Annotated in this window: 21 protein-coding genes, 3 tRNA genes, 1 other RNA gene and 1 riboswitch; of the genes, 5 read left to right on the forward strand and 20 right to left on the reverse strand. The window is 47.8% G+C overall.

Annotated features, from left to right (window positions below):
• The first annotated feature begins 19 nt into the window (after window positions 1–19).
• Window positions 20–910: a glycosyltransferase family 2 protein gene (locus AOA63_RS16920; RefSeq protein ID WP_171822779.1), complete on the forward strand. Its 891-nt coding sequence runs from the start codon at window positions 20–22 to the stop codon at window positions 908–910.
• Window positions 911–937: 27 nt separating this feature from the next.
• On the forward strand, window positions 938–1,861 hold the full coding sequence (locus tag AOA63_RS16925; RefSeq protein WP_053960961.1) for a LysR family transcriptional regulator: 924 nt from the start codon (window positions 938–940) through the stop codon (window positions 1,859–1,861).
• A 50-nt stretch (window positions 1,862–1,911) separates the two neighbouring features.
• Here AOA63_RS16925 and AOA63_RS16930 read toward each other — a convergent pair whose 3' ends face one another.
• The 14 genes from AOA63_RS16930 to AOA63_RS20625 form a co-directional block, all read right to left on the reverse strand.
• Window positions 1,912–3,996, reverse strand: coding sequence for a proton-conducting transporter membrane subunit (locus AOA63_RS16930; protein ID WP_053960962.1), 2,085 nt, complete (start codon window positions 3,994–3,996; stop codon window positions 1,912–1,914).
• A complete protein-coding gene (locus tag AOA63_RS16935) occupies window positions 3,974–4,546 on the reverse strand; it encodes an NADH-quinone oxidoreductase subunit B family protein (protein WP_053960963.1) in 573 nt (190 codons plus the stop codon). Before AOA63_RS16935 ends, AOA63_RS16930 begins: the two co-directional genes overlap by 23 nt.
• Before the next feature lie 13 nt (window positions 4,547–4,559).
• Window positions 4,560–5,939, reverse strand: a complete 1,380-nt coding sequence (locus tag AOA63_RS16940; RefSeq protein ID WP_053960964.1) for a hypothetical protein — start codon at window positions 5,937–5,939, stop codon at window positions 4,560–4,562.
• A 37-nt stretch (window positions 5,940–5,976) separates the two neighbouring features.
• On the reverse strand, window positions 5,977–7,431 hold the full coding sequence (locus AOA63_RS16945) for a proton-conducting transporter membrane subunit (RefSeq protein WP_053960965.1): 1,455 nt from the start codon (window positions 7,429–7,431) through the stop codon (window positions 5,977–5,979).
• The gene (locus tag AOA63_RS16950; RefSeq protein WP_053960966.1) at window positions 7,428–8,066 is read right to left on the reverse strand and encodes a hypothetical protein; all 639 of its coding nucleotides are present in this window, start codon (window positions 8,064–8,066) and stop codon (window positions 7,428–7,430) included. The genes AOA63_RS16945 and AOA63_RS16950 overlap by 4 nt, the downstream gene beginning before the upstream one ends.
• Window positions 8,067–8,087: 21 nt before the next feature.
• Window positions 8,088–9,038: a respiratory chain complex I subunit 1 family protein gene (locus AOA63_RS16955; RefSeq protein WP_053960967.1), complete on the reverse strand. Its 951-nt coding sequence runs from the start codon at window positions 9,036–9,038 to the stop codon at window positions 8,088–8,090.
• Window positions 9,039–9,101: 63 nt separating this feature from the next.
• Window positions 9,102–9,188, reverse strand: a riboswitch (Fluoride riboswitch).
• A 5-nt stretch (window positions 9,189–9,193) separates the two neighbouring features.
• The gene (locus tag AOA63_RS16960; protein ID WP_020376446.1) at window positions 9,194–9,571 is read right to left on the reverse strand and encodes a DUF190 domain-containing protein; all 378 of its coding nucleotides are present in this window, start codon (window positions 9,569–9,571) and stop codon (window positions 9,194–9,196) included.
• 203 nt (window positions 9,572–9,774) lie between these two features.
• Complete coding sequence (locus AOA63_RS16965; RefSeq protein WP_053960968.1) at window positions 9,775–10,176, reverse strand: GNAT family N-acetyltransferase; 402 nt, start codon at window positions 10,174–10,176, stop codon at window positions 9,775–9,777.
• Window positions 10,177–10,267: 91 nt separating this feature from the next.
• Window positions 10,268–10,618: RNase P RNA component class A (gene rnpB, locus AOA63_RS18590), an RNA gene on the reverse strand.
• 65 nt (window positions 10,619–10,683) lie between these two features.
• On the reverse strand, window positions 10,684–11,136 hold the full coding sequence (locus AOA63_RS16970; RefSeq protein ID WP_242848403.1) for a ribonuclease H family protein: 453 nt from the start codon (window positions 11,134–11,136) through the stop codon (window positions 10,684–10,686).
• Complete coding sequence (locus AOA63_RS16975) at window positions 11,127–11,936, reverse strand: hypothetical protein (RefSeq protein WP_053960969.1); 810 nt, start codon at window positions 11,934–11,936, stop codon at window positions 11,127–11,129. Before AOA63_RS16975 ends, AOA63_RS16970 begins: the two co-directional genes overlap by 10 nt.
• Complete coding sequence (locus tag AOA63_RS16980) at window positions 11,933–12,595, reverse strand: tRNA (adenine(22)-N(1))-methyltransferase TrmK (RefSeq protein WP_053960970.1); 663 nt, start codon at window positions 12,593–12,595, stop codon at window positions 11,933–11,935. Before AOA63_RS16980 ends, AOA63_RS16975 begins: the two co-directional genes overlap by 4 nt.
• The gene (locus AOA63_RS20620) at window positions 12,549–12,839 is read right to left on the reverse strand and encodes a hypothetical protein (RefSeq protein ID WP_431607707.1); all 291 of its coding nucleotides are present in this window, start codon (window positions 12,837–12,839) and stop codon (window positions 12,549–12,551) included. The genes AOA63_RS16980 and AOA63_RS20620 overlap by 47 nt, the downstream gene beginning before the upstream one ends.
• A 67-nt stretch (window positions 12,840–12,906) precedes the next feature.
• Complete coding sequence (locus AOA63_RS20625; RefSeq protein ID WP_431607704.1) at window positions 12,907–13,257, reverse strand: zinc ribbon domain-containing protein; 351 nt, start codon at window positions 13,255–13,257, stop codon at window positions 12,907–12,909.
• 212 nt (window positions 13,258–13,469) lie between these two features.
• On the opposite strand from AOA63_RS20625, the gene AOA63_RS16985 reads away from it, so the two are divergent.
• The 3 genes from AOA63_RS16985 (at window position 13,470) to AOA63_RS16995 (ending at window position 13,743) form a co-directional block, all read left to right on the forward strand.
• Window positions 13,470–13,545, forward strand: a tRNA-Asn gene (locus AOA63_RS16985).
• Window positions 13,546–13,552: 7 nt separating this feature from the next.
• Window positions 13,553–13,627 (forward strand) — tRNA-Ile (locus tag AOA63_RS16990).
• A 41-nt stretch (window positions 13,628–13,668) separates the two neighbouring features.
• Window positions 13,669–13,743 (forward strand) — tRNA-Val (locus AOA63_RS16995).
• Between the two features lie 264 nt (window positions 13,744–14,007).
• Here the strand turns inward: AOA63_RS16995 and AOA63_RS17000 are convergent.
• The 6 genes from AOA63_RS17000 to AOA63_RS17025 form a co-directional block, all read right to left on the reverse strand.
• Window positions 14,008–15,273 carry an NAD(P)/FAD-dependent oxidoreductase gene (locus AOA63_RS17000; protein WP_053960971.1) on the reverse strand — a complete coding sequence of 422 codons (1,266 nt, stop codon included), beginning with the start codon at window positions 15,271–15,273 and terminating at the stop codon, window positions 14,008–14,010.
• A 165-nt stretch (window positions 15,274–15,438) separates the two neighbouring features.
• The gene (locus AOA63_RS17005; RefSeq protein WP_082344109.1) at window positions 15,439–16,194 is read right to left on the reverse strand and encodes a GGDEF domain-containing protein; all 756 of its coding nucleotides are present in this window, start codon (window positions 16,192–16,194) and stop codon (window positions 15,439–15,441) included.
• 238 nt (window positions 16,195–16,432) lie between these two features.
• The gene (locus AOA63_RS17010) at window positions 16,433–17,239 is read right to left on the reverse strand and encodes an MBL fold metallo-hydrolase (RefSeq protein ID WP_053960973.1); all 807 of its coding nucleotides are present in this window, start codon (window positions 17,237–17,239) and stop codon (window positions 16,433–16,435) included.
• A 149-nt stretch (window positions 17,240–17,388) separates the two neighbouring features.
• Complete coding sequence (locus AOA63_RS17015) at window positions 17,389–18,210, reverse strand: carbohydrate ABC transporter permease (protein WP_053960974.1); 822 nt, start codon at window positions 18,208–18,210, stop codon at window positions 17,389–17,391.
• The gene (locus tag AOA63_RS17020) at window positions 18,211–19,191 is read right to left on the reverse strand and encodes a carbohydrate ABC transporter permease (protein ID WP_197648419.1); all 981 of its coding nucleotides are present in this window, start codon (window positions 19,189–19,191) and stop codon (window positions 18,211–18,213) included.
• A 63-nt stretch (window positions 19,192–19,254) separates the two neighbouring features.
• Window positions 19,255–20,562: an ABC transporter substrate-binding protein gene (locus AOA63_RS17025; RefSeq protein WP_053960976.1), complete on the reverse strand. Its 1,308-nt coding sequence runs from the start codon at window positions 20,560–20,562 to the stop codon at window positions 19,255–19,257.
• Window positions 20,563–20,670 lie beyond the last annotated feature (108 nt).

The raw sequence follows: 20,670 nt of genomic DNA on the forward strand, positions 1-20,670 counted from the left end.
AATTCAGGCAGGTGAATGCATGACAGGGGTAACGATAGTGATTCCAGTCTGGTACGGAAGGGATTTTCTCGGTCGATGTTTAGAAAGTGTGCGTCAACAAGAAAAAGTCCCCTATCCTATTCAGGTTGTCGTGGTGGAAGACGGGACTCCGGAACATTATATGGCGGAAGATATTGCATATCGTTACCATGCCGAATATCACTATATTGCCAAAAATCAAGGGGTGGCTCACGCGAGACGTTTTGGAGCCAACCTTTCTGTATTTGACGACGGTTTTCTCGCTTTTTTGGATCAGGATGATTATTGGTATCCGACGTTTTTAGCCGTCATGATCGATGCGCTGTCCCGTCATCCCCAGCGGGGTTTCGCCGTGGCCAATGCCGATATTGTCTTTTCATCCGGAAGAAAATATCAATTGTACCAAACGAAATTTCCTTCTCTTAGGTTGCAGGACTTAAAAATGTTTAACCACATCGTCACTCCATCACAAGTCCTTATGCGGCTTAAGGCTTTTAGACAAATTCACTGGACAGGGGAGCTCAAAACGCCAGGCGCTGATGATTGGCTATTATGGCTGTCTTTCACCAGCCAGGGATTTCCCGGAATTTTCGTTCCCCAGACGTTAATCGCGTATTTGGAGCACGAAGGAGGAGCCCATCAAAATATTGCAAAAATGCGACAAAGTGAAGCCAGCGTGGTGCAGGATTGGTTTCCCCAATTAGGATTCTCCGTGTGGGATCAAAGACGGTATTGGGCTGGGGTCGATATCGAACGCGCTTTACACTATGCCTATCAAAAACATTGGGGACAATTTATTCGTCACCTCACGCTCACCACGTTGAAGGATCCGACCGCCGCGTTATCAGCAGCATGGTACCGGATTGAGCGAAAGTTAAGACACTGGGTTTAAAGACATCGATAAAGGAGGCAGAGACCTTTGGACAATCGGTTATTAGTATTTTTAGCGACAGCACGGGAAGGACATATTACGGGTGCTGCCCGGTTATTGAATTTATCCGTCTCTGCAGCCTCCCATCAAATCGCCCAACTTGAACTAGAGTTTAGCACCCCTTTATTTGTACGGGGTAATCGGGGAATGCGCCTCACCCCCGCTGGCGAAACCTTGTTCGCCTATGCCAATCAAATTGAAGCTCTGTGGCAAACGGCCTACCGAGAAGTGAGACAAACTGCAGAAGGCGAGCAATGGGTGCATGTTGCGGCATCCCATACCGTTACCGAGTTTTTCTTACCGGAACCATTAGGCCAGTTTCGGCGTAATCATCCGGCGGTTCATATTCATTTAACCATGGCCAACAGTACCGAAGTTATTAGCCAGGTAGAAACCGGCCGGGTAGATTTTGGCATTGCTGAAGGACGTGTAGGGCACCGAAATTTGAAGGTGACCAACTTGTGGCAGGATCAACTCGGACTCATTGTGGCAAGTCACCATCCTTTATCCTCACGCACAACCGTAACAGTTAAAGATCTGGAATCCGTTGACCTGATTTTGCGCGAAGAGGGTTCGGGTACTCGCAGTATCCTGGATCAGGCTCTCGCTCACCATGGACTGGGTGTCTCTAATCTTCGCGTCACCGCCGAATTATCATCAATTCGAGCTATTTTGGATCTCGTGCGCAATAACATAGGTTGTTCGGTCATGTCGTGGATGATTGCCCGTAACATGCCAGATATCACTTTTTTACCGATTGAGGATTTACAATTGACTCGGCGCATTCATCTGATTCGTCGTCCCACAAATGAAGGACGGACTGCGATGGAACACCTCATTGATCAATTAGTGCGCGCAGCTCGGGAATTTAATCTGAGCCCCCGCCAGGATCTCGACCCCATCAACGAATAACCTCTCGGCGAGCGAAGAGGCCCGGGATCGGCCCCAATGTATAGTTGTGATTACGACAAAGGATGCCATAAAGCCAATAATGTGGCAACCATGGCACCATAAAAAAGCCAGCTCAGATACGCCGGGGTCGATCCCGATTGGGTCTTTCGCACTTGCCCCGCAATATACCGTACCAATTTCAACAAGGGCAAATAGCCCTGTTCTTCTAAGCGGTAAATGATGGTATGACGGTAAAATCGGACACCTCCTTTGTCATAACGTTGCCGCTTCAATCCAAAGAACCCTTGAAACGCCAATCGCAATGGATGAACAAAGCCTTCTGCGGTAAAACTCTTTTGGGCATTGTAATCGGAGGTTCCTCCTGTCCACGGTTCAACCAAACGCACGACTTGCCCTTTGCGCAGTAAATGACGAATGAGGGCCACAATGCCTGCCAACACAATCCCCATCAACAAGAGAACATAGGGATCACCCACCGAAAAGCCTTGGGGAAAGAATATCGTTCCTGGGGCTCCGGGTGTCTTAACCAAATCTCCTCCGATATGAACCAAAAGAGGAACAGCCTTTGGATGAACAAGAAGCGGGGCAATCACATATTGATTATTGTTGCCAAAAATCTGAGATCCTTGGAGATTTAACCAGGGAATAAGCCAAGGAACCCCAGGACCCGCAATCAAGACAGGGAGAAGCGCAATGATATAGCCCACAACCTGCGTCGGTCGCAGTTTTTGCGTCTTATCCAACCGCAGAGCGCGACGTTTGGGGCCAAGAAACACAAATCCAAACCAGCGGATATAGGTTCCAACCCCTACGGCACTCGCTAAAGCCAAAAAGATACCTGCAAGCAAGAACAGCAAGTGAATATTACGCAAAGCTAAGGTCGTCCCAAGGGGTTTTAAGACGGATTCCAAAAGAAGCCACTCTCCCACAAATCCGCCAAGAGGGGGTACAGCGGCCAAGGTACCTACCGCCACCGCCGCGGCCAAACTCAATTTGGGCCGGTCATGGGCTATTCCCCCCAACCCATCGATAGTATGAGCAATGGGTTCGGTTTCTTCTGTAATCGAAAACAAAACAAACTTTGCCCCAGCATGCATAATCAGCAGGATCATGGCGGCATCCCATGCCAAGGTTGAAACCAAAGAGTGGGCATTAGCCCTTTGAGCAATGTTCCAAATTCCCAAGGCAGAAAACACAAGTCCCAGGATTTCTAAGGTGGAATACGCCAAGATTTGTTTAACATGTCTGGAGACAATACTGTATAATGCGGCGACAAAAGCTCCAGTCGTCCCTAAAATGAGCAAAATGATGCCCCAGCCTATCCCTGGATGTACCACATTTTCCACGGCTAAAATCCCTAAGACAGCCAGCGCCGTGAAAACTCCTGAGAAGAGCCCTGCCACGGGTCCTGGTGCTTCAGGTTCCGCAAGGGGCATCCAAATCATCACCGGAAAAAGCCCGGCTTTAACTCCAAATGCCAGCAAGACAAGAACCATTATGACCAGTTTGATAGAACTTGACATGTGTGATGCTTCTTGGGCTAATACCCTAAAATTGTCAGTAACAAACGATAAGGAGGCCCCGTGATGAACCATGATCAGTCCCATGGCCAAAAGCAATAGCAAACCTCCCATTTCCGACAAAATGAGCAAAACCCAACCTGCGTTCCATAATTTTCGGGACCGGCGTGTTGTGACCAGCCCTAAATAGGAGCTTAAAGAAATAGCTTCTAATCCCAACAGCAAGCTCAACCCACCGCCAGCCAGCAAAAAGAACCCCATACTTGAGCTCATGGGCACCAGGGCCCACAAAATCCGGGTTTCGGTGGACGTCTTCCGAATCAGGAGCCACGTTGCCCCTAACAATACCCCGCTTAAGATGCTCCATAGATCGGCCATGGGTAATGGGGAAACGTGAAGGGGCGGAAAGGGTGTAGGCAAACTTACTATGCCAGGAACCAAGGCATTTTGACTTATCATCCAGCCCATCGCCACAAGCCCCAGACTCGCTAACAAGACTTCCGCGCGCAATAATGCCCCACTCGCCCTTTGACCTGCCAGACTCATAATCCCGGCAGATAAAGGGCCCACAAGCCCTAACACAATCCACAGTTCAGCCCAAAGCGCTGCGTTCATTCTGATTCTCTCCTTGTTGAATCGGGTAGGTCTCCACCGCCTGTAATAGTCCTTGCAGAATATCGGCAGGTGTGGGCGGACATCCGGTAATTTCTACGGTGAGCGGCAGAACATTTTTCAAGGATCCCAGCACATCGGGTGCATGAGCAAACACATGGCCATTAATGGCGCACTGCCCTAAAGCTACGACCCGTTTAGGCGATGGCATTCCTTCAAATACCTGCTGCATAATCTCAACCATCGGGCGCGTAATCACACCCGTCACGACCAAAATATCCGCATGACGCGGAGACGGCGTGAAAGAAAAACCGAAGCGGGAAAAGTCATAGTCGGGACTCGTAAGCAACTGCAGTTCCGACTCACAACCATTACATGATCCCCCGTCGACATGACGGATCGCCATGGCACGACGAATCGGAAGGGTTTCATCATTAAGTGTCCCCTCGATATGAATTTCCCCACGGGACACGATGTTGGGATCAGGTTGTGCAGGAAATGTCGTGGTTTTTGGACCATGGATCAAATCCGATAACCAACGCCAGTAAAACATGTCATCACCTCCCCTATTGGTCCCAGCCGGCAACACTTAACAAAAAGCTTGCATCGATAATCGGAAAATCTTGCAGAATATTTCCATTCGCCATGGCCGGCGGCACCACATACCAATTTCTGGCCGATGGGGTTGCGACAGCAACATGACGGATGATTTCACCAGTCCCATCAAGCCAGAGGGCATAAGCCAACAGGCCACGGGCCGCTTCAACCATGCCAATCCCCGGACCTTGGCTTTGGCCATCTTCAAATACCACAGAAACTTGAGAATGTCTTGGCGCGACTGGCAATAACCTGCGGATAATATTAACGCTCGCCGTGATTTCGCGCGATTTGACAAGAAAACGGGCGTACGCATCGCTTTTGTCTGAAGATGGGATAGCGAAAGAAATTTCATCATAGACCCCATAATCCCAAAGCGAACGGACATCCACTTTAAGCCCACTAGCCCGTCCTACCGGCCCAACAGGCCGAATAAACTGCACGGTCTGGTCCGGAATCTTTCCCGCCCCCACTAACCGGTCAAGGAATGAGGGAGTATGAAATAAACTGTCGGTAATAGCTTGCGCCTGTTCGCCCACAGCAATAATGGACGCGGCCGCCTCATCAGCTTCCTTGTTCAAGGCATTTTTCACTAAGGCCCCACGTAAATACCGATCCCCAAAGAGCTTGTAGTTCCACCGAAGAATTTGTTCTTTCAGATGAAGATAATCCATCTGGGCCACCGGCAATCCTGTTGAGGACGCTAAAAGGGCTAAATCGCCAAGATGGGACGCCAATCGCTCCATTTCCAAAGCCACAGATCGGTAAATCTTGGTGCCCTCGTCAACAATCTTCCCTTTCGCATTTTCTACGGCCATCATAAACGCCCATTGGTGGGCAAATGATGAGGTAGCTGTCATGCGTTCGACGAGTTCTAAGGCTTGGGATACGGATTTTCCGTGACACAACGTCGTAATATGACGACGCTTATAACCATGTTTCAGCGTCAGATGCACAATTTCATCGCCCATCACAGCCAGGTCATACCGCAGGCTTTCACTCACATCTCCATGAACAGGTCCCAAGGGATAGGTAAAAATCCCCTTACCGCGTACAACCCGTTCGGGATGTGAGGGAGGAACCCAGATTACCTGGGACGCGGTATCGCGAGATATGTCTTCTTGAAGATGGATCCATTCACCGATTCCTGCTGTAGATGGTCTAGGAACCTCCCTTGGGTGAGAAAGACCCCACCATTCATATTCTTTGGATCCCGGGTGGCGGCCAATTCCCCACAATATTCCGTCCGGACCGGGTGTTAATAAAACTAATAGGGTCCCTTCGCGCCTTCGTTGAACAATGTGGTCAAGCCAGCTTACCGCTTCTTCTTCGCCCCAAATCTGTTCCACAGAGCTCACTCCCTTCTCACCGTGACCTGTTCATTGTCTAATTTCTTGGCATCAAGACGCTAGATGGCGAATTGTAGCGCAAGATGGCAGCCGCATGATGAAACATGTGTGGCAAAAGACCCGGCAAAGCAATGCCTCCAATCACAACCAATACCCCGAGTGTCATTGAGGGCAGGATCAATCGCCATGGTTCATGAACGCGGGTTTTGCGCGATTCACCCGGGGTAAATAGCCAGCGCGGCATTTTTAAGGTAATCCCGCCAAAGATGGCTAAAAGGAGAATAATCGCCACAACAGTGATGAGCACATATCCCTGCGCAATGCCTCCCATTAAAATGAGCCATTCACTCCAAAAAGGGGCAAAGGGCGGCAATCCGACAATTCCGGTTGCCCCTAAGGCCAATAATCCGCCGGTATATGGCGAACTTTCTAACAAACCGGAGGTTTCCGGTAGGCTTGACACGCCATGATAATAGAGCCGGACGGTCCCTGCGTTATAGAACAACAACGTTTTATTAATGGCATGGGTCCAAACGTGCAGTAATGCCCCTAAAACGCCTAGTCCCCCAAAGCCCAAACCCAGAGCAATAAGGCCAATGTGCTCGATGCTCGAGTATGCCCAAAGACGCTTGAGATCTTTTTGAAATGCCACAAAACTGGCCGCGATGATAAGCGATAACAGGCCTAAAATCCATAACAAATCATGAGGCCAAGCTGCTGGAACGGCACTGGCTGAAAGCGAAAACAATCGATCAAGAATTAAGACTGCTCCAGCTAACTTCACCCCAGATAATAGAGCCGATACAGGAGCTGGCGCTTCACTGTGCGCATCCGGCAACCATGTGTGAAAGGGCGCTAATCCGGCTTTGGCTCCATAACCGACTGCGGCCAAAATAATACCGGCCAAGACCATGGTCGAGTTGACGGGCAAAGATGTCGGAGAAGGCATCAATCCCCACGTGCCCAAATTCCTGGCACTTCCCAAGAGAATCAAAATTGTTCCGAGAAGACCAGCTAATCCCCCGCTCTCCGTCACCACTAGATACCGCCAAGCCGCCTCAAGCGACGTCTTTGTACCTGAAGTCTGCACCAAATAGATAGATGATAATGTCGCCACCTCAAGTGCTACCCAAAGCAGCAGATAGTTGGCCAATAACGCCATCGCCATCAATGAACCGACAAAGGTGTAAAGGCCTAAATAATATCCTTTAACGCGGTGCCCATCCCAATCATGCAAGACGCTCTCGACCGCAATATAGGGACCGGAAAACCAAATGGCAAAAGCCCCAAACACGGTTGCCGTAATATCAAACCAGTAGGCCAAAGCGTCGACAGGATGAAAGAGATGCCATAAAGGCATGAACAAAGAAGCGATCATGAGGACAATGATGAGTCCATTGAATGCCCGGAGATATTCCACGGGAAGGATCCAGCCGATAAAGATGGCTCCCAATAAAATGGCCAGCGGCCAGATATTTATCCACACGTTCATCCTTTTAATTCCCCCGCTTTTCTGACGTCGACGGAATCATATTGGGCCCGCATCAGGGCCATATAAACGCTCAAGAGTAAAGCCATACCAATCGCTACCCCGTCAGCCAAAATGTCAGGGATCAGGGGAAACGCGGTCACTAACACAATAGCGAGCGTACTGGTAATGACCTCAAAATTTAACAAGCCCCAGGCTTCACTCCAAATTTCATAGCGAAGCGTCATCTGAACAAAAGCCACTAACCATGCCGCCCACAAAATCCCTTGAGTGACGGGATGATCGCCATGGAATTGTTCTCCTAGCAAAAAGCCCAAAATGGTTACGGTCAAACTGATGATTAACACAAACGCCATGCCGAACCGGCTTTGGGCACTGTAATCGCGTTCGACCGCATAAGATCCCGTATGCATCACATAAGGCACGACAATCACTTTGACAATGACAACCAAGGCTGCGGAAATCCATAGCCCATTTTGATGCAGGCTTTGAGCTAACAGCGCTAGGAGAGAGGCCTGGGCTAAGGCATCCAAACGATATAAAATCCTTGCCGACCGATTGTTTTTGACAAGAATGACGATGACAGTAAAGGCCCACATGAAGGAAGCTGTTAACCGCAGCCACATGCTCAAGGTCATCTTTGCCCCACCTCCTTTCGTTTACACTAAAGACCATGCCGCAGTCACCGCACCAATAATCGCTAGAACAATCGCTGCAGTAATAAAGTCCACATTGCGGATTAAACGCAATTTGGCAAAACTGACCTCAATGGTTATTAACACGCCAGCAGCGAAAATCAGTTTCACCATGACCCATAACACCGCTAAAATTAATGATGACAAGGCCAGTGAGCGAGCGAGACCAAATGGCGAGACCAACACATTCATCAAAATGATGGTCAACACCGTAAATTTCATCCAGCCGCCCCATTCATAGAGCATCAAATCCAGGCCGCTCGACTCAAATGTCCGTCCGGGATCAATCATGGAGAGCTCTTGTGCCGTCGATGGATTATCGACTGGAATATGACCACTTTCCGCAATCAAAAAGAGGAACCATCCCACGATAACGAGAATATGCGCGGGACTAAATACCCACGGTGGCGAGCCTAACGTCTGATTAACCACAAACGGTATGGTTGCACCTGCCGCTTGAGCTGCAATAAACACGAGAAGGAGGGCTAAGGGTTCGGTAAACGTCGCAATCAACCGGATCCGGCTCACACCCAAAACCGGATAAACGCTTCCGCTGTCGATAGCCGCAAAAAGTAAAGCAATACCCCCACCTCCCAAAATCATGCCACCGGCTAACATATCGCCCATCCAAGCAAACGGTAGAGGAAACGTCGTCAGCACCGGTATCAACATGGCCACAATGATTGGGGCAATAAAGTAGAAGATGGGTGCCCATTCCGACACCCATGAGCTTTGGGTGGTGCGGATTGTCTCTTTATGCATCCATTTCCGCAAATCACGATAAGGCTGCCAAATGGGCGGCCCATATCGCCCAGCCAACCGCGCTTTGTAGCGGTCCATAATCCCTTTCAAAAGAGGGGAAAAACCCAAAACAAAAAGGACTTGTATGAGTTGGGCCACATATTCATTGACCAAGGTATCATCCTCCCTATATGGGGACAGCGATAAAAGGCAACAATAAATCCTGCCAGGACATTAAATCTGGCAGGAATCATTATCCGCACAATGTACGGAGGTTCTGGACCCATGCTCTGGTCCAAGGCGGAATCCATCGCCCCGTGATGGCGCATTTATTGCGAGTTGTCGCGATCGATGTGTGGATCGTTTGTCTGATTGTGAGTATATTTCACCACTTTCACGGGGTCAATAGTAATCAGTCCGGCGTCCACCATCGTATCTAAAACGGGGAGAAACTTTTCGACATACTCCTTACTATCCACAATCTCCACCAGAATCGGCATATCGCTGGATAAATCTAATAAGTTGACCGTGTGAATTCTGGATGTCGGGCCAAATCCTTCTAATGCACGCATCACGGTGGCTCCAGCCATACCCATTTCCCGTGCTTTCAACACAATGGCATGGTATAGCGGTTTATGATGCCACCTCGCATCTTCGCCAATGAAAATCCTTAGTCGGAGGGCTTCTCCCGATATTTTCACTGCCATACGGTCTCGTCTCCCTATTTTTTTGCTATTGTACCACATCATACAATCTTTGGAAAAAATCAATCGCCCCCATTGCTTTAGGGATTACCTGCCTTGGGCCGCAGCGTCGCTTCTTGTCGGTGTTCTTCACTTATGCCTCCCCTTTAAGTCTTGAGATATCTGGTTGATCCTGCCATCATCTCGTCCAAAGGCAGTAAAAGCGCTCAACACCCGGATATTTCTCGCCTAGTGAAGAAATCATAAACCCACAACCAACGACGATAAAAATCCACGGCATCTCTATCCGTCTCAGCCATGACGCGGATCAATTGTTCCCGCTTCACCACTTCGGCAATAAGGAAGCGTCCCCATCCTTGGTGACGAAAGCTCTTTTCGACAGCAATATGAAGAATTTGTCCTGAAAAATCCGGTAAATGTTTGATCCCGATTACGGCTGCAATATGGATCCCGTCACATAATATGTATAATGATGCATCAGGAGCTGTATAAACTTCAGCCATTACCCTCTCAAGATGCTCTTGTTCGGGATTTCCTACTGCATAGGCTAGCACGTGTACTAATGACTCTTTTGCGATATACGGGTCAGGATATAAGGTTAAGTACATTACTAGGCTCCTAAACGGTTAAGATAAGGAATAGGGTTAACATGACGAGAATATATTAAAGATGAAAAAACACCTACCGGAAGGTAGGTGCGATGCGAGTTAACTAATAAGCCGAGTTCTGTCGAGGATGACCATTTATCTTGGACGCCAGTTACCTGACGCCTCCAGCGACCTACCCGGACAGTCAGCGAGCAACCTCATCCTGCCTCTATTCGGTCTTGCTGCGGGTGGGGTTTACCAAGCAAGTCAGTCACCTGACTTCTGGTGCGCTCTTACCGCACCGTTTCATCCTTACCAAGAGTGACCTTGGCGGTTTGTTTTCTGTGGCACTTTCCTTAGGGTCGCCCCCACTGGACGTTATCCAGCACCCTGCTCTATGCAGCTCGGACTTTCCTCAGATGCCACCTTTCGGATTAGCACCCGCGGTCATCTTGTTAGCTCGCACTTTGGATGTTTATTATCACGCCAAACTGTCCTTTCGTCAACTGATGGTTAATGGGATGACTGTCACAATTTGCTTCGCAGATCTTCCATAGCCTTCACAGCCAATCGATCCGCCATTTCGTTATATTTATTTCCGGAATGACCTTTGACTTTCGTCCAACGAACCTGTCGATCTTTAACCAGATCCAGCATTTGACGCCACAAATCTTGATTTTCCACGGGTTGCCCTTTCGCATTCTTCCACCCGCGCTTTTCCCAACCCGCAAACCAGTTTTGTTGAAACGCATTAATCACATAGGCCGAGTCGCTAAAAATTATTACGTCGGCGTCTTTCGGGGTGTGTTTTAACGCCTCAATCACGGCTGTCATTTCCATTCGGTTATTGGTCGTGCGTGCTTCCGCGCCCGAATATGATGGACCGTCCACAAAAACACAGGCCCAGCCGCCAGGCTGCCCACCGGGTGCTTGATTATTGGCGCAAGCGCCATCTGTATAAACCTGATATGTTATTCCCACAGTCTTTTCTTATCTCCCCATAGTTTATGCAATCCCGGGTATAATAACTCGCCAGGTTGTTTCATGTCGACGACAATGTGCTGTTCCGCCAATTTCAAACGCGTTTCCCAGCTCACTTTTTCACAGTGGATTGTCGGCGGATGATGAAGCATAATAGCACGAACAAGTTCGGGTGTCTCTTCGATAAACCACCATGCTCCGTCGCCATCTTCATAGGCTTGAGCCAAACCTAAGCGATTTTTCAACGCAATCCAGTCAAATGCGACCTCTTCGTAAGGATGTATGACTAATAAGGCGTTTTCAACACGTTCTTGGTACCATTTGGGCACAATCACTTCTAAGCGCATTTCCTCTTCAGCATTTAATTGGCCAATATGTCCTAAAAACGGATGGGTACCATGTTCGGGCCAAAATGTTCCCGTCCCTTGGGACGTATAACTACACCGGGAATAATGACCAATGTGACCTGCTCCTGCTTCCCATAAGGCTTCACGAACCGGTTCTAAATGATCAGGTGGGACATACGTCACCAATTTATAATAGGGTTCGATATACGCTAATGGTCCTACGGCTTTTCCGATATGAAGTTCTTTTAAGGCTCTTAAGCGACTAAAATATCCGATACTGGGCACATCTTCATGAATGTCTTCCCACATTTTTAGGGTCAAAATACGACCGGAAAGTCCTGCTTTCCTAAGGCTAAACCGTACATCCTCATATCCGGCATCAGGCAACGAGGACAACGGTAAATTCTTAATATCTGGGCCAATAAAATCCTGAATTTGCTCGTTTGAGATCATGATATGACTCCTGTTAAATATTGAGTTTCACGTTGCCAGGCTTGGAGTTTTGGATCATCTTTGTCAGCATGATCGATAGATTGATTTAATTGTGCCAACCGTTGCCTTATTAAACAAGGAAATAAAGGACTGTGCTGAAATTCTTGTGGTATCCAAAAAAATGGGGAATGTTCATCGATTTCGCCTTTAGCTACTCTTTGTACCAACCACATCCCGTAAATCTTGTCATGCTCTTTAACCAGTTCAGCGCGCGAAATGGACCAACGATTCTCTAATAAATACCGGCGAAGAGGAAACAACCCTTGCATGGGTTGGATGATAAACGATTGAATGGTTAAGTTTTCTGAGTCCTGGCGGAGGATGTGTTGAATAGTCCTCGGACCCATTCCCGCAATGACGGCAACATCAATGGATGTTGATAGAGATAATAACGGGATTATTCCATCACCTAAAACCGGAGTGATCCGGGGAAAAAATGGCCGGGTATAAGAGGTCAGTTCCTGCCAGCCTTTTAGTGTTTTTTCAGTCGCATAAACTTGTTGCCCCTGTTCAGCCAAAGCCCGGGCCAAACGGCCTTGGCCCGCACCAACATCAGCGACAACAGTAAACGGTTTACACCAATCCCGTATGACCATTAGCCGTTTCTCTAACGGCGCCATCGTTCTGTCCCCCTTGCCTCCTCGCAGACGACAGCTGATCGTAGCATTCCACACACAGTGCTGTATAATTCTTTTCGCTCAACATAACCTGTTCTCGATCGTCATTGAATTGGTAAGATGTCATAGCGGGATTATGGCATAAGGGAGATTGTGTATGCAATTCGATGATGTTATCCGCTATACACAAGAGATTTCCCATGGGTCCAACCGGATTTCGATTGTAATTCATGTCTAACCCTGCAATCCCCTCATGCTGTCCTTGATGTCGCCATCAGCGCACAACACCAACGATATGCCGTCAACGACCCCGTCTAAAGGATGGGGCTTGCAGGTGTCTGCACCACAGCAGACCCCGCGTTTGGCGGGTTGACAGCCGCCCTACGAGCAACATTGCCCGCAGCGATGGTGTCGGCGGGGCCAGCGAACCTCCAGCCGATGCACCGAAAATGCGCTTGGTCCAGTCGATTGCGCTTGTCGATCAACCCACAGTGCGGGCAGGTACGGGAGGTGTTCCGAGGGTCTACAAATACCATAGGTATTCCCGCTAAGCGAGCTTTGTAGGCAATAAAAGAGCGAAGCTGATAGAACGCCCCACTGTGCTGGCGACGCCGCTGCGCCTTTTGAACCGTCATCCTGTCGCGGATGCCCGTCAAGTCTTCCAATTCCCCGACGAGTGTCTTGGGCTTTCGTCACCCGTTGCTTCGCGATTTGATTGATCCTGCCCAAGACACCAGCCTCCTTGCACCTATCTTTTTCGCAATACTAGACTCACCTGCTAATTCTCCTCCATTTTCTTCAACATTTCCCCAGCAAATTCTTTATCCTAAGACTTGACGGCACGCTACAAGGCTGCTAATATACTTGATGTCGGCATTCCTCGATAGCTCAATTGGTAGAGCACCCGGCTGTTAACCGGGTGGTTGCAGGTTCGAGTCCTGCTCGGGGAGCCATTTTTTTGGGCCCATAGCTCAGTGGTAGAGCTGCCGGCTCATAACCGGTTGGTCGGAGGTTCGAATCCTTCTGGGCCCACCAGTTGACGGAACACAAACAGGTTTAATATAATACAAGTCCAAGGGCGCGTAGCTCAGTGGTAGAGCGCTTGCTTCACACGCAAGAGGTCACAGGTTCGATACCTGTCGTGCCCACCATTTTATTTCCCGGGAATATTCGGGAATTTTTTGTTTTATATCTCTTAGCTCATTCACACACTCATATTCTCACATCTCCTCCATCCCGCTCTTTTGAAATCCGCGTAAGTGATTCTCGGCCTAAAATCCCTTTGTGTCATAAAAAAGATGCAACAGACAAACCCATACATAACATATTAAGGGACTACTATACTTCTTAAGTAGTCCCTTAACGGTTGATTAATCATACATCCCGTTATCACACGAATCGCAACAGATGATGGATTATAAGTTATTAGCCATAAAGTTTGCCAATGGAATTCCCCAATCTGGTACCTTCCCTTTGGTACGGAAAAACATTTCTTTGTATTGAGACTTCAACAGGTAGACCATTTCCGATCCGACCTTGAGTTGTTCCATTGTTCCGCCATACCAACTATCGGAATTAATGAAGAACGCTTTTTTATCGCCCATATCGCCTAGACAATTGACAATGAAATGTGGCGGAATATTCGCTTTCGCAGGATCCATCCGACCCATATCCATGGCAATTTGTTTGGCCACCATATCCCCCGTAATGTGGGCTAAATAGCCTAACTTGGGGACCACAACGGCCGCTGCATCACCACAGGCAAAGACATTTTTATATGTCGGGTGCCGCATTGTCATGTCCGTTAACACAAAACCCTGATCGTCGACGATTGGCGTGTTTTTCATGAATTCATGCGGTTGCCAGTCAGGAAAGATAATCTTAAGTTCTGCTTCGATGGACGTACCATCTTTCAATTCCACACCATCTTTAGTTAGTCGACGAATACCTTGCGCTTTATTCTTGTAATGCACGCCCGCCTTGGCCGCAATCGTTAAGATCGAAGCAACATTTCCAAGTCCGGCATCTTCAGCAATTGTGTCACCTGGTGTAAACACGGTGATTTTATCAGGATTGCCTAATCCATGGTTCTTTAACCACGTGGCCATGGAGAACACCATTTCCACAGGAGGACCTTCACAAGCAGCCGCCGCCATCGGCACTAAATCTTGGCTCATGGTTCCTTGGTGAAAAAAGTCTGAACCAATGACAATCGGCCCACCTTTATATTCGTTGCGCAGATAACGACGCAATTTTTCCCCATAATATGTGTCACTGACAGTTTGTCCATATTCCGCAAAACCTTCAATATCATCATAAGCTAAGCGGTTTCCCAACGCAAAGACAACATAGTCATAGTGAATCGTTTCTGCAGCAGCGCCAGGACGCTCAGTCGGCACATATTCAACCGTCTGACGATCAACATCGAACCCTTTCACTTCGCCTTGAATGAAGTAAATATCATCCTCTTCTAGCGGTTTAACAATATCCATATGCATTGTCAGAGCAGGATTACGGTCATAATCTAAAACTTCGGAAGGAATATTAGGAACAAAGAGGAGATAATTTTTGCGGTCGATTAATGTAATGTCGACTGTATCCCGTGCATATTCGCGAATCTTTTGAGCAGCCCCTAATCCAGAAAAATTTCCCCCTAATACTAGTACGTGTGGTTTAGCCATATTGGCGCTTCCTATCTTTTTGTGACTTTCATACATTATCCATCTAACCGAATTATTTAACAATGATTCATCCCAACTATTTCCATCAAGCGGCGTCTATTCACTGGGATCTAGCAATTTAGTACTATCTTATCTATTAAGAATTTATTCTTGTGACTTTATTTCTCATGACGCAGTGATCTGCACTTGTCCTTTACCATGACTTTTGGCATGATACAAAGCATGATCCGCGCGGCGCGCTATTGTCCATATACTGACGGAATCTTCTTGACTTGTCCAACCAGCTACGCCAGCAGAAAATGTACAACCCGTCAACCCATCGCAGTTTGCCTCGCGAAAAGCTTTTAATAATCGGTTGGCAGCGGCGACCGCTTCGGATAAATTGGCTCCCGGCAAAATCCAGCCAAATTCTTCGCCGCCCAGCCGTCCTGTAATATCGCTATGGCGTGCATGGCTCTGCAGTAAGGATCCTAATGTGCGAATCACGGCGTCACCAACCAAATGGCCATTTGTATCATTCACTCTTTTAAAATCATCCAAGTCTAAATAAACAAATGCCCAGGGTTTACCTTGCGATCCTAACCACTGAGCCATTTCTTCAGCACGCGTCCAAAATACATCGGCCCGATATAAACCGCTTAAGGCATCATAATCAGCCCGGTGTTGCAGAGGACGCACTAAACGCACCCACACCACAAAGCGAATGATGCCTAAAAGCAGTACGCTGCCTACCCAGTTCATACCGCAAATCCATAGAAGGGATGGCCGTAACGAATCAGGAAAAATTCCCCATTCCATCCACAATACGCCGGCGACCAGCAACGAATATCCTACGGCTAGAGGCCAGACAATGCGTTCAACAGCATGCCACACCGAATACCCGCTTGGATGCCGTCGTCTATCTCCTGGTTGTTTTGCCATGATCTCACCTAGCCCTGGCTCTTATTACACGGATTCCCCAAGAATTTATCGAATATTTTTATTTTAATTTTAATTGGTTTTAATTGTAGCAATTGTGTCCTTAGCGTGTCTTCGATATAACGAGATTTAATTGCGATAATTTCATGTCCGTTTTGGTTGGACTATGGTCCAAAACATCTCATGCCTTAACAGACAAAGAAACTCACAATTTTCGTCGACTGTTAGCTTTCCCGCGTTTTTAGCCGTTCTGTTTTTTGATAGCCAGCATGCGCGGAATGTATATAGGCCATTCTTGACCATAGCCTAAGACCGCCACACATAATTCGGGCCAATATTGATGAGCATAATGAACGACTTGTCCAAGATCGCCCAAATTGTTGGCAAACGCATCATAATGCATGGGAATAAGAACTTTCGCACCGATCCGTCCCGCCAATTCAACCGCTTCCCATGCACTCAAATTGCCGACAATGTCTTCGCGTTCTCTGAAGAAATCACGCCCGTTGATGGGGAGAAGCGCCACGTGAATCCCCGATGTACGTAAAGTCTCGAACAAAGCCGGAGATAAAATGGTATCGCCGCTATGATAGACACGAATCCCTCCAAACTCCATAATGAAGCCTAAAAATTGGTCCTCCTCTTCCAATTGGTATCCCTGTTCAACATGCAGCGCGTGTACACTGGGAATGGCTTGAATTTTCAATGCCAGATTGATATCGACCCATTCATATAATGCAGGAACCACATGTTCAGAGGCCAAAAACCCTGCTTCAAGAATTCGTTGTCGCAGATGTGCGGGTGCTACTATCTGCAGTCGTGGATTAGATTTTTTTAGCTGCACAATACTGTCCCAGTCAAAATGATCCAAATGTTCATGCGTACTGAAAATCCAGTCAATGGGCCCTAAGTCCGCAACACGATAGCGGGGATCATAGGCGCCCTTGGTCGGCGTCAAAAAGGGATCAATAAGAATCCGCAATGACGGCGGTTCAGTTGTTTCCACGAGAAATCCTGATTGTCCTAACCAAAATAGCGATGCTCCCATATTCGGTCCATCCTTTATTGTGTTAATAAAACTCGCTTCCATTTTAACCGCCCTAAGTCCCTTTCACATCTCCGGAATCCGTTCACCAAAAAACCCTTTATGCACAAATGCATAAAGGGTATCAACAAGGTTCCCTAAATCTTCGCCTTTTAGCCTTTCACGGAACCAGCCAACAAGCCCCGCACAAAATATTTGCCCAAAAAAATGTAAACAACCAGGGTAGGGATTGACGCCATCAACGCGCTGGCCATTTGCACATTCCATTGGATGGTCTGGCTGCCAGCTATATTCACCACAGCTACCGTGACGGGCTGATGCGGTGGATTGGTTACAGACACCGCAAATAAAAAGTTATTCCAAATTTGCGTAAACTGCCAAATTCCGGTAACCACAAAACCTGAAGCCGATAAGGGCAACACAATATAACGAAAAATACCCCAATACCCCGCGCCATCGATTTTTCCCGCTTCAATCATTTCGTCGGGAATCGCCGCATAAAAGTTGCGAAATATGAGTGTGGTAATAGGAATGCCATAAACCACGTTAACTAAAATCAAGCCCGGTATCGATCCATACAAATGTAAGATATCGAGCACACGCAAAACGGGAATCAGAACGGCTTGGTATGGTATAAACATCCCCAACAGGATAATAAAAAATACTGTGTTCGAACCCTTAAATCGCCATTTGGCCAAGGCATATCCATTCATGGCACCAATTAGCGAAGAAATCACCGTAGCAGGAATGGTGAGGTACACGCTATTCATAAAATTGGGCCCTAGTTTTTGCCATGCGGTGGCTAAACTCGAAAAGCTGATATGCCGTGGCAAATCCCACATCTGTGACAAATTAATGGCGGCACCTGACTTCAAACTGGTGACCGCAACCACATAAACCGGCATGAGATACAACACCGCAAAAATGGTCAAGAGAAGATAAAGCAGGGACCGGTTCAGTCGACGAACAGCCATTTATGCTCCCTCCTCCTTGCGCAATACCGAAATCAGATAGGGGATGCTAAAGGCCGCCATAATTAAAAACAAAATGGTTGCGATGGCTGCCCCCTCTGCAAACTGGCTCCCTTGGAAGGTCGTCTCAAACATATTGAGTGTGGGCATATCCGTTGTGAAATCCTGACCCGGTCCCGTCATCGCATAAATCAGGCCAAAAACTTTTAAGGACGCTGCACTCAAAATAATTACAGCGGTAACTGTTGAGGATTTTAACTGGGGAAAAATTACCGACCAAAACAACCGCCATGAACCAGCCCCATCAATGCGGGCGGCTTCCTTAATTTCTTCGGGAATGGCTCGTAGCCCAGCCAAATAAATCGCCATCGCAAATCCCGACATTTGCCAAATGGCAGCAACCGTTACCGCAACAAGAGCTAACGGTATCCCCAGTTGAATGAGTCCTACGGTAATGCTCGGGTCAATCGCCGTACTCAAAAACCAATTGGGCGGATGCTTATCTCCTAATGCGCGCAAAATCAAATTCACACCGGTCTGAGGGTTCAGCACCCACGACCAGATAACACCCGTAGCCACAAAAGAAATTGCCATGGGAAAAATAAAAATACTACGGAATAAACTTTCAAACCGAATTTTCTGATCGATCAACACCGCCAAAAACAATCCCAGGGCTAGACACCCTAAAACAAACAATGCAGTAAACACCACAAGATTGCGAATGTCCGATTGAAACCGGAAGGTTTCAAATACGGCTACATAATTTTTCAAACCCGCGAAACTCAAGTTGGGAATATAACTGTTCCAATTGGTTAAGGACAGGTATCCGGTCCAGGCAATAAAACCATAAACAAAGATTCCCAATGCCGCAAGGGATGGGACCAAAACCAGAATCGCAGACGCCTTATCCCATGAGAAAGGTTTCCTCTTTACCGGTTTCACCGTTAGTTCTTCGGCATCTTTCGCCACAGCCCGTTTTATCACCCTCATTACCCTCCTTTGTTCGAGGAGTAAGCGGCAGGCTAGCCCTGCCGCTTAAAACATGTCTTACGGAAGCGGGTTAGCCTGAGCGGCGTTGGCCACAGCTTGGACAAATTGGTTCACATTGTGGTTGCTCACCAAAATGTCCATGGCATTATTGACCGCGTTGGTAAAGCCCGGGTTAACAGCTCCCTGACCAATGACCAACACTAATGTGTCCTTCTTGTAGGACTGCATCGCAGACCGTGAATAGGCATCATAGTCATTAGGATTGGCATCGAGCCGCGGGGAAAATGTTCCTTTTAAGGGGTTGAAAATGGCTTGTCCCTTAGCTGAACCCAACACTTTCAAGTAATCCAAAGTCGCTGTCTTATGCTTGAGATGGGAAGGTAGGCCGAATACGTCCGAAACGACAGCAAATGTTCCTTTGGTTTGTGGCGTCGGAGCCCATCCAAATCCAGTACCTGGCGTTAAATGTAGATCCGTGGTGAAATATCCCTGGGCCCAGTCTCCCATGATGTTCATGGCTGCCTGACCATCAGCAACCATGTGATCCGCTTGTTGCCAGTGCAACGCTGTGTAATCAGTATTCGTGTAATTCAACATCTTAGTAAAGGTCTGAGTCGCTTGAACCACTCCTGGACTGTTCCAAGAGGCCTTGCCATTGAGTAACGCATCATATTCTTTGGGTCCTACAGTCCCTAGCAGCACATCGCTCCATAACAAGGTCGCTTCCCAATCCCCATGATTCGCTAAAGCGAGAGGGGTCACGCCATGAGCCTTCAAAACATTGGCATCTTGGAAAAATTGGGCGAAGGTGCTTGGCGGTGTTAAATTATATTTCTTGAAAATCGTGGGGTTATACCACAAAACATTGGCTCGCTGCATGTCAACGGGTACGGCATAAATTTTACCGTTAAACGTCAACAAGTTTAACAGGGATTTGGGATAATCGTGATACCATCCTTGTTGTTGGTATAACGAGTTCAATGGCGCCATGTCTCCCGCTTGCACCCAGGAATAGAGTTGCCCGTGTCCCGCGTGCACCTGGAAAGTTCCTGGGGGATTTCCCGCTTCCATCCGGCTGGCTAAAACAGCCTTCGCATTGGATCCGGCTCCTCCAGCAACCGCATCATTGATAACTTTGAATTGAGGATATTCTTTAGTAAATTGTGCATTCAATGCGGCAAGAGCTTTACTGCTGGCCACACCAGTCCACCAGCTAAAAATTTGTAATTGTGTCGGTGAATTATTAACAGTTCCCGTCGATCCTGATCCTCCAGATGCGCTCTGACTGCCACATCCGGCTAAACCCAACGTACTTGCTGCCATAACAGCTAAAAGACTTAATGTCGCCTTTCGCTTGATCTGCATCGCGCAGCCTCCTCATGCTAAATGTTTGACAATTCTGTTTTTTCGAAGATAATCCAACTCACCGCTCACATAATGTAACAAATCAACAAAGTTTGCACAATATGTTTT

It is taken from the genome of Sulfobacillus thermosulfidooxidans (assembly GCF_001280565.1).
In the GTDB taxonomy this organism is placed as follows: Bacteria; Bacillota; Sulfobacillia; order Sulfobacillales; family Sulfobacillaceae; genus Sulfobacillus; species Sulfobacillus thermosulfidooxidans_A.

Bases quoted from the DNA above. Each gene is read 5' to 3' on its own strand.
- AOA63_RS17015 (WP_053960974.1), bottom strand. From the start codon at position 18,210: ATGGCTGTTCGTCGACTGAACCGGTCCCTGCTTTATCTTCTCTTGACC.
- AOA63_RS17005 (WP_082344109.1), bottom strand. From the start codon at position 16,194: ATGGCAAAACAACCAGGAGATAGACGACGGCATCCAAGCGGGTATTCG.
- AOA63_RS16935 (WP_053960963.1), bottom strand. From the start codon at position 4,546: ATGTTTTACTGGCGTTGGTTATCGGATTTGATCCATGGTCCAAAAACC.
- AOA63_RS16950 (WP_053960966.1), bottom strand. From the start codon at position 8,066: ATGACCTTGAGCATGTGGCTGCGGTTAACAGCTTCCTTCATGTGGGCC.
- AOA63_RS16960 (WP_020376446.1), bottom strand. From the start codon at position 9,571: ATGGCAGTGAAAATATCGGGAGAAGCCCTCCGACTAAGGATTTTCATT.
- AOA63_RS16920 (WP_171822779.1), top strand. From the start codon at position 20: ATGACAGGGGTAACGATAGTGATTCCAGTCTGGTACGGAAGGGATTTT.
- AOA63_RS16965 (WP_053960968.1), bottom strand. From the start codon at position 10,176: ATGTACTTAACCTTATATCCTGACCCGTATATCGCAAAAGAGTCATTA.
- AOA63_RS17000 (WP_053960971.1), bottom strand. From the start codon at position 15,273: ATGGCTAAACCACACGTACTAGTATTAGGGGGAAATTTTTCTGGATTA.
- AOA63_RS16945 (WP_053960965.1), bottom strand. From the start codon at position 7,431: ATGAACGTGTGGATAAATATCTGGCCGCTGGCCATTTTATTGGGAGCC.
- AOA63_RS16975 (WP_053960969.1), bottom strand. From the start codon at position 11,936: ATGATCTCAAACGAGCAAATTCAGGATTTTATTGGCCCAGATATTAAG.
- AOA63_RS17010 (WP_053960973.1), bottom strand. From the start codon at position 17,239: ATGGGAGCATCGCTATTTTGGTTAGGACAATCAGGATTTCTCGTGGAA.
- AOA63_RS17025 (WP_053960976.1), bottom strand. From the start codon at position 20,562: ATGCAGATCAAGCGAAAGGCGACATTAAGTCTTTTAGCTGTTATGGCA.
- AOA63_RS16930 (WP_053960962.1), bottom strand. From the start codon at position 3,996: ATGAACGCAGCGCTTTGGGCTGAACTGTGGATTGTGTTAGGGCTTGTG.
- AOA63_RS16980 (WP_053960970.1), bottom strand. From the start codon at position 12,595: ATGGCGCCGTTAGAGAAACGGCTAATGGTCATACGGGATTGGTGTAAA.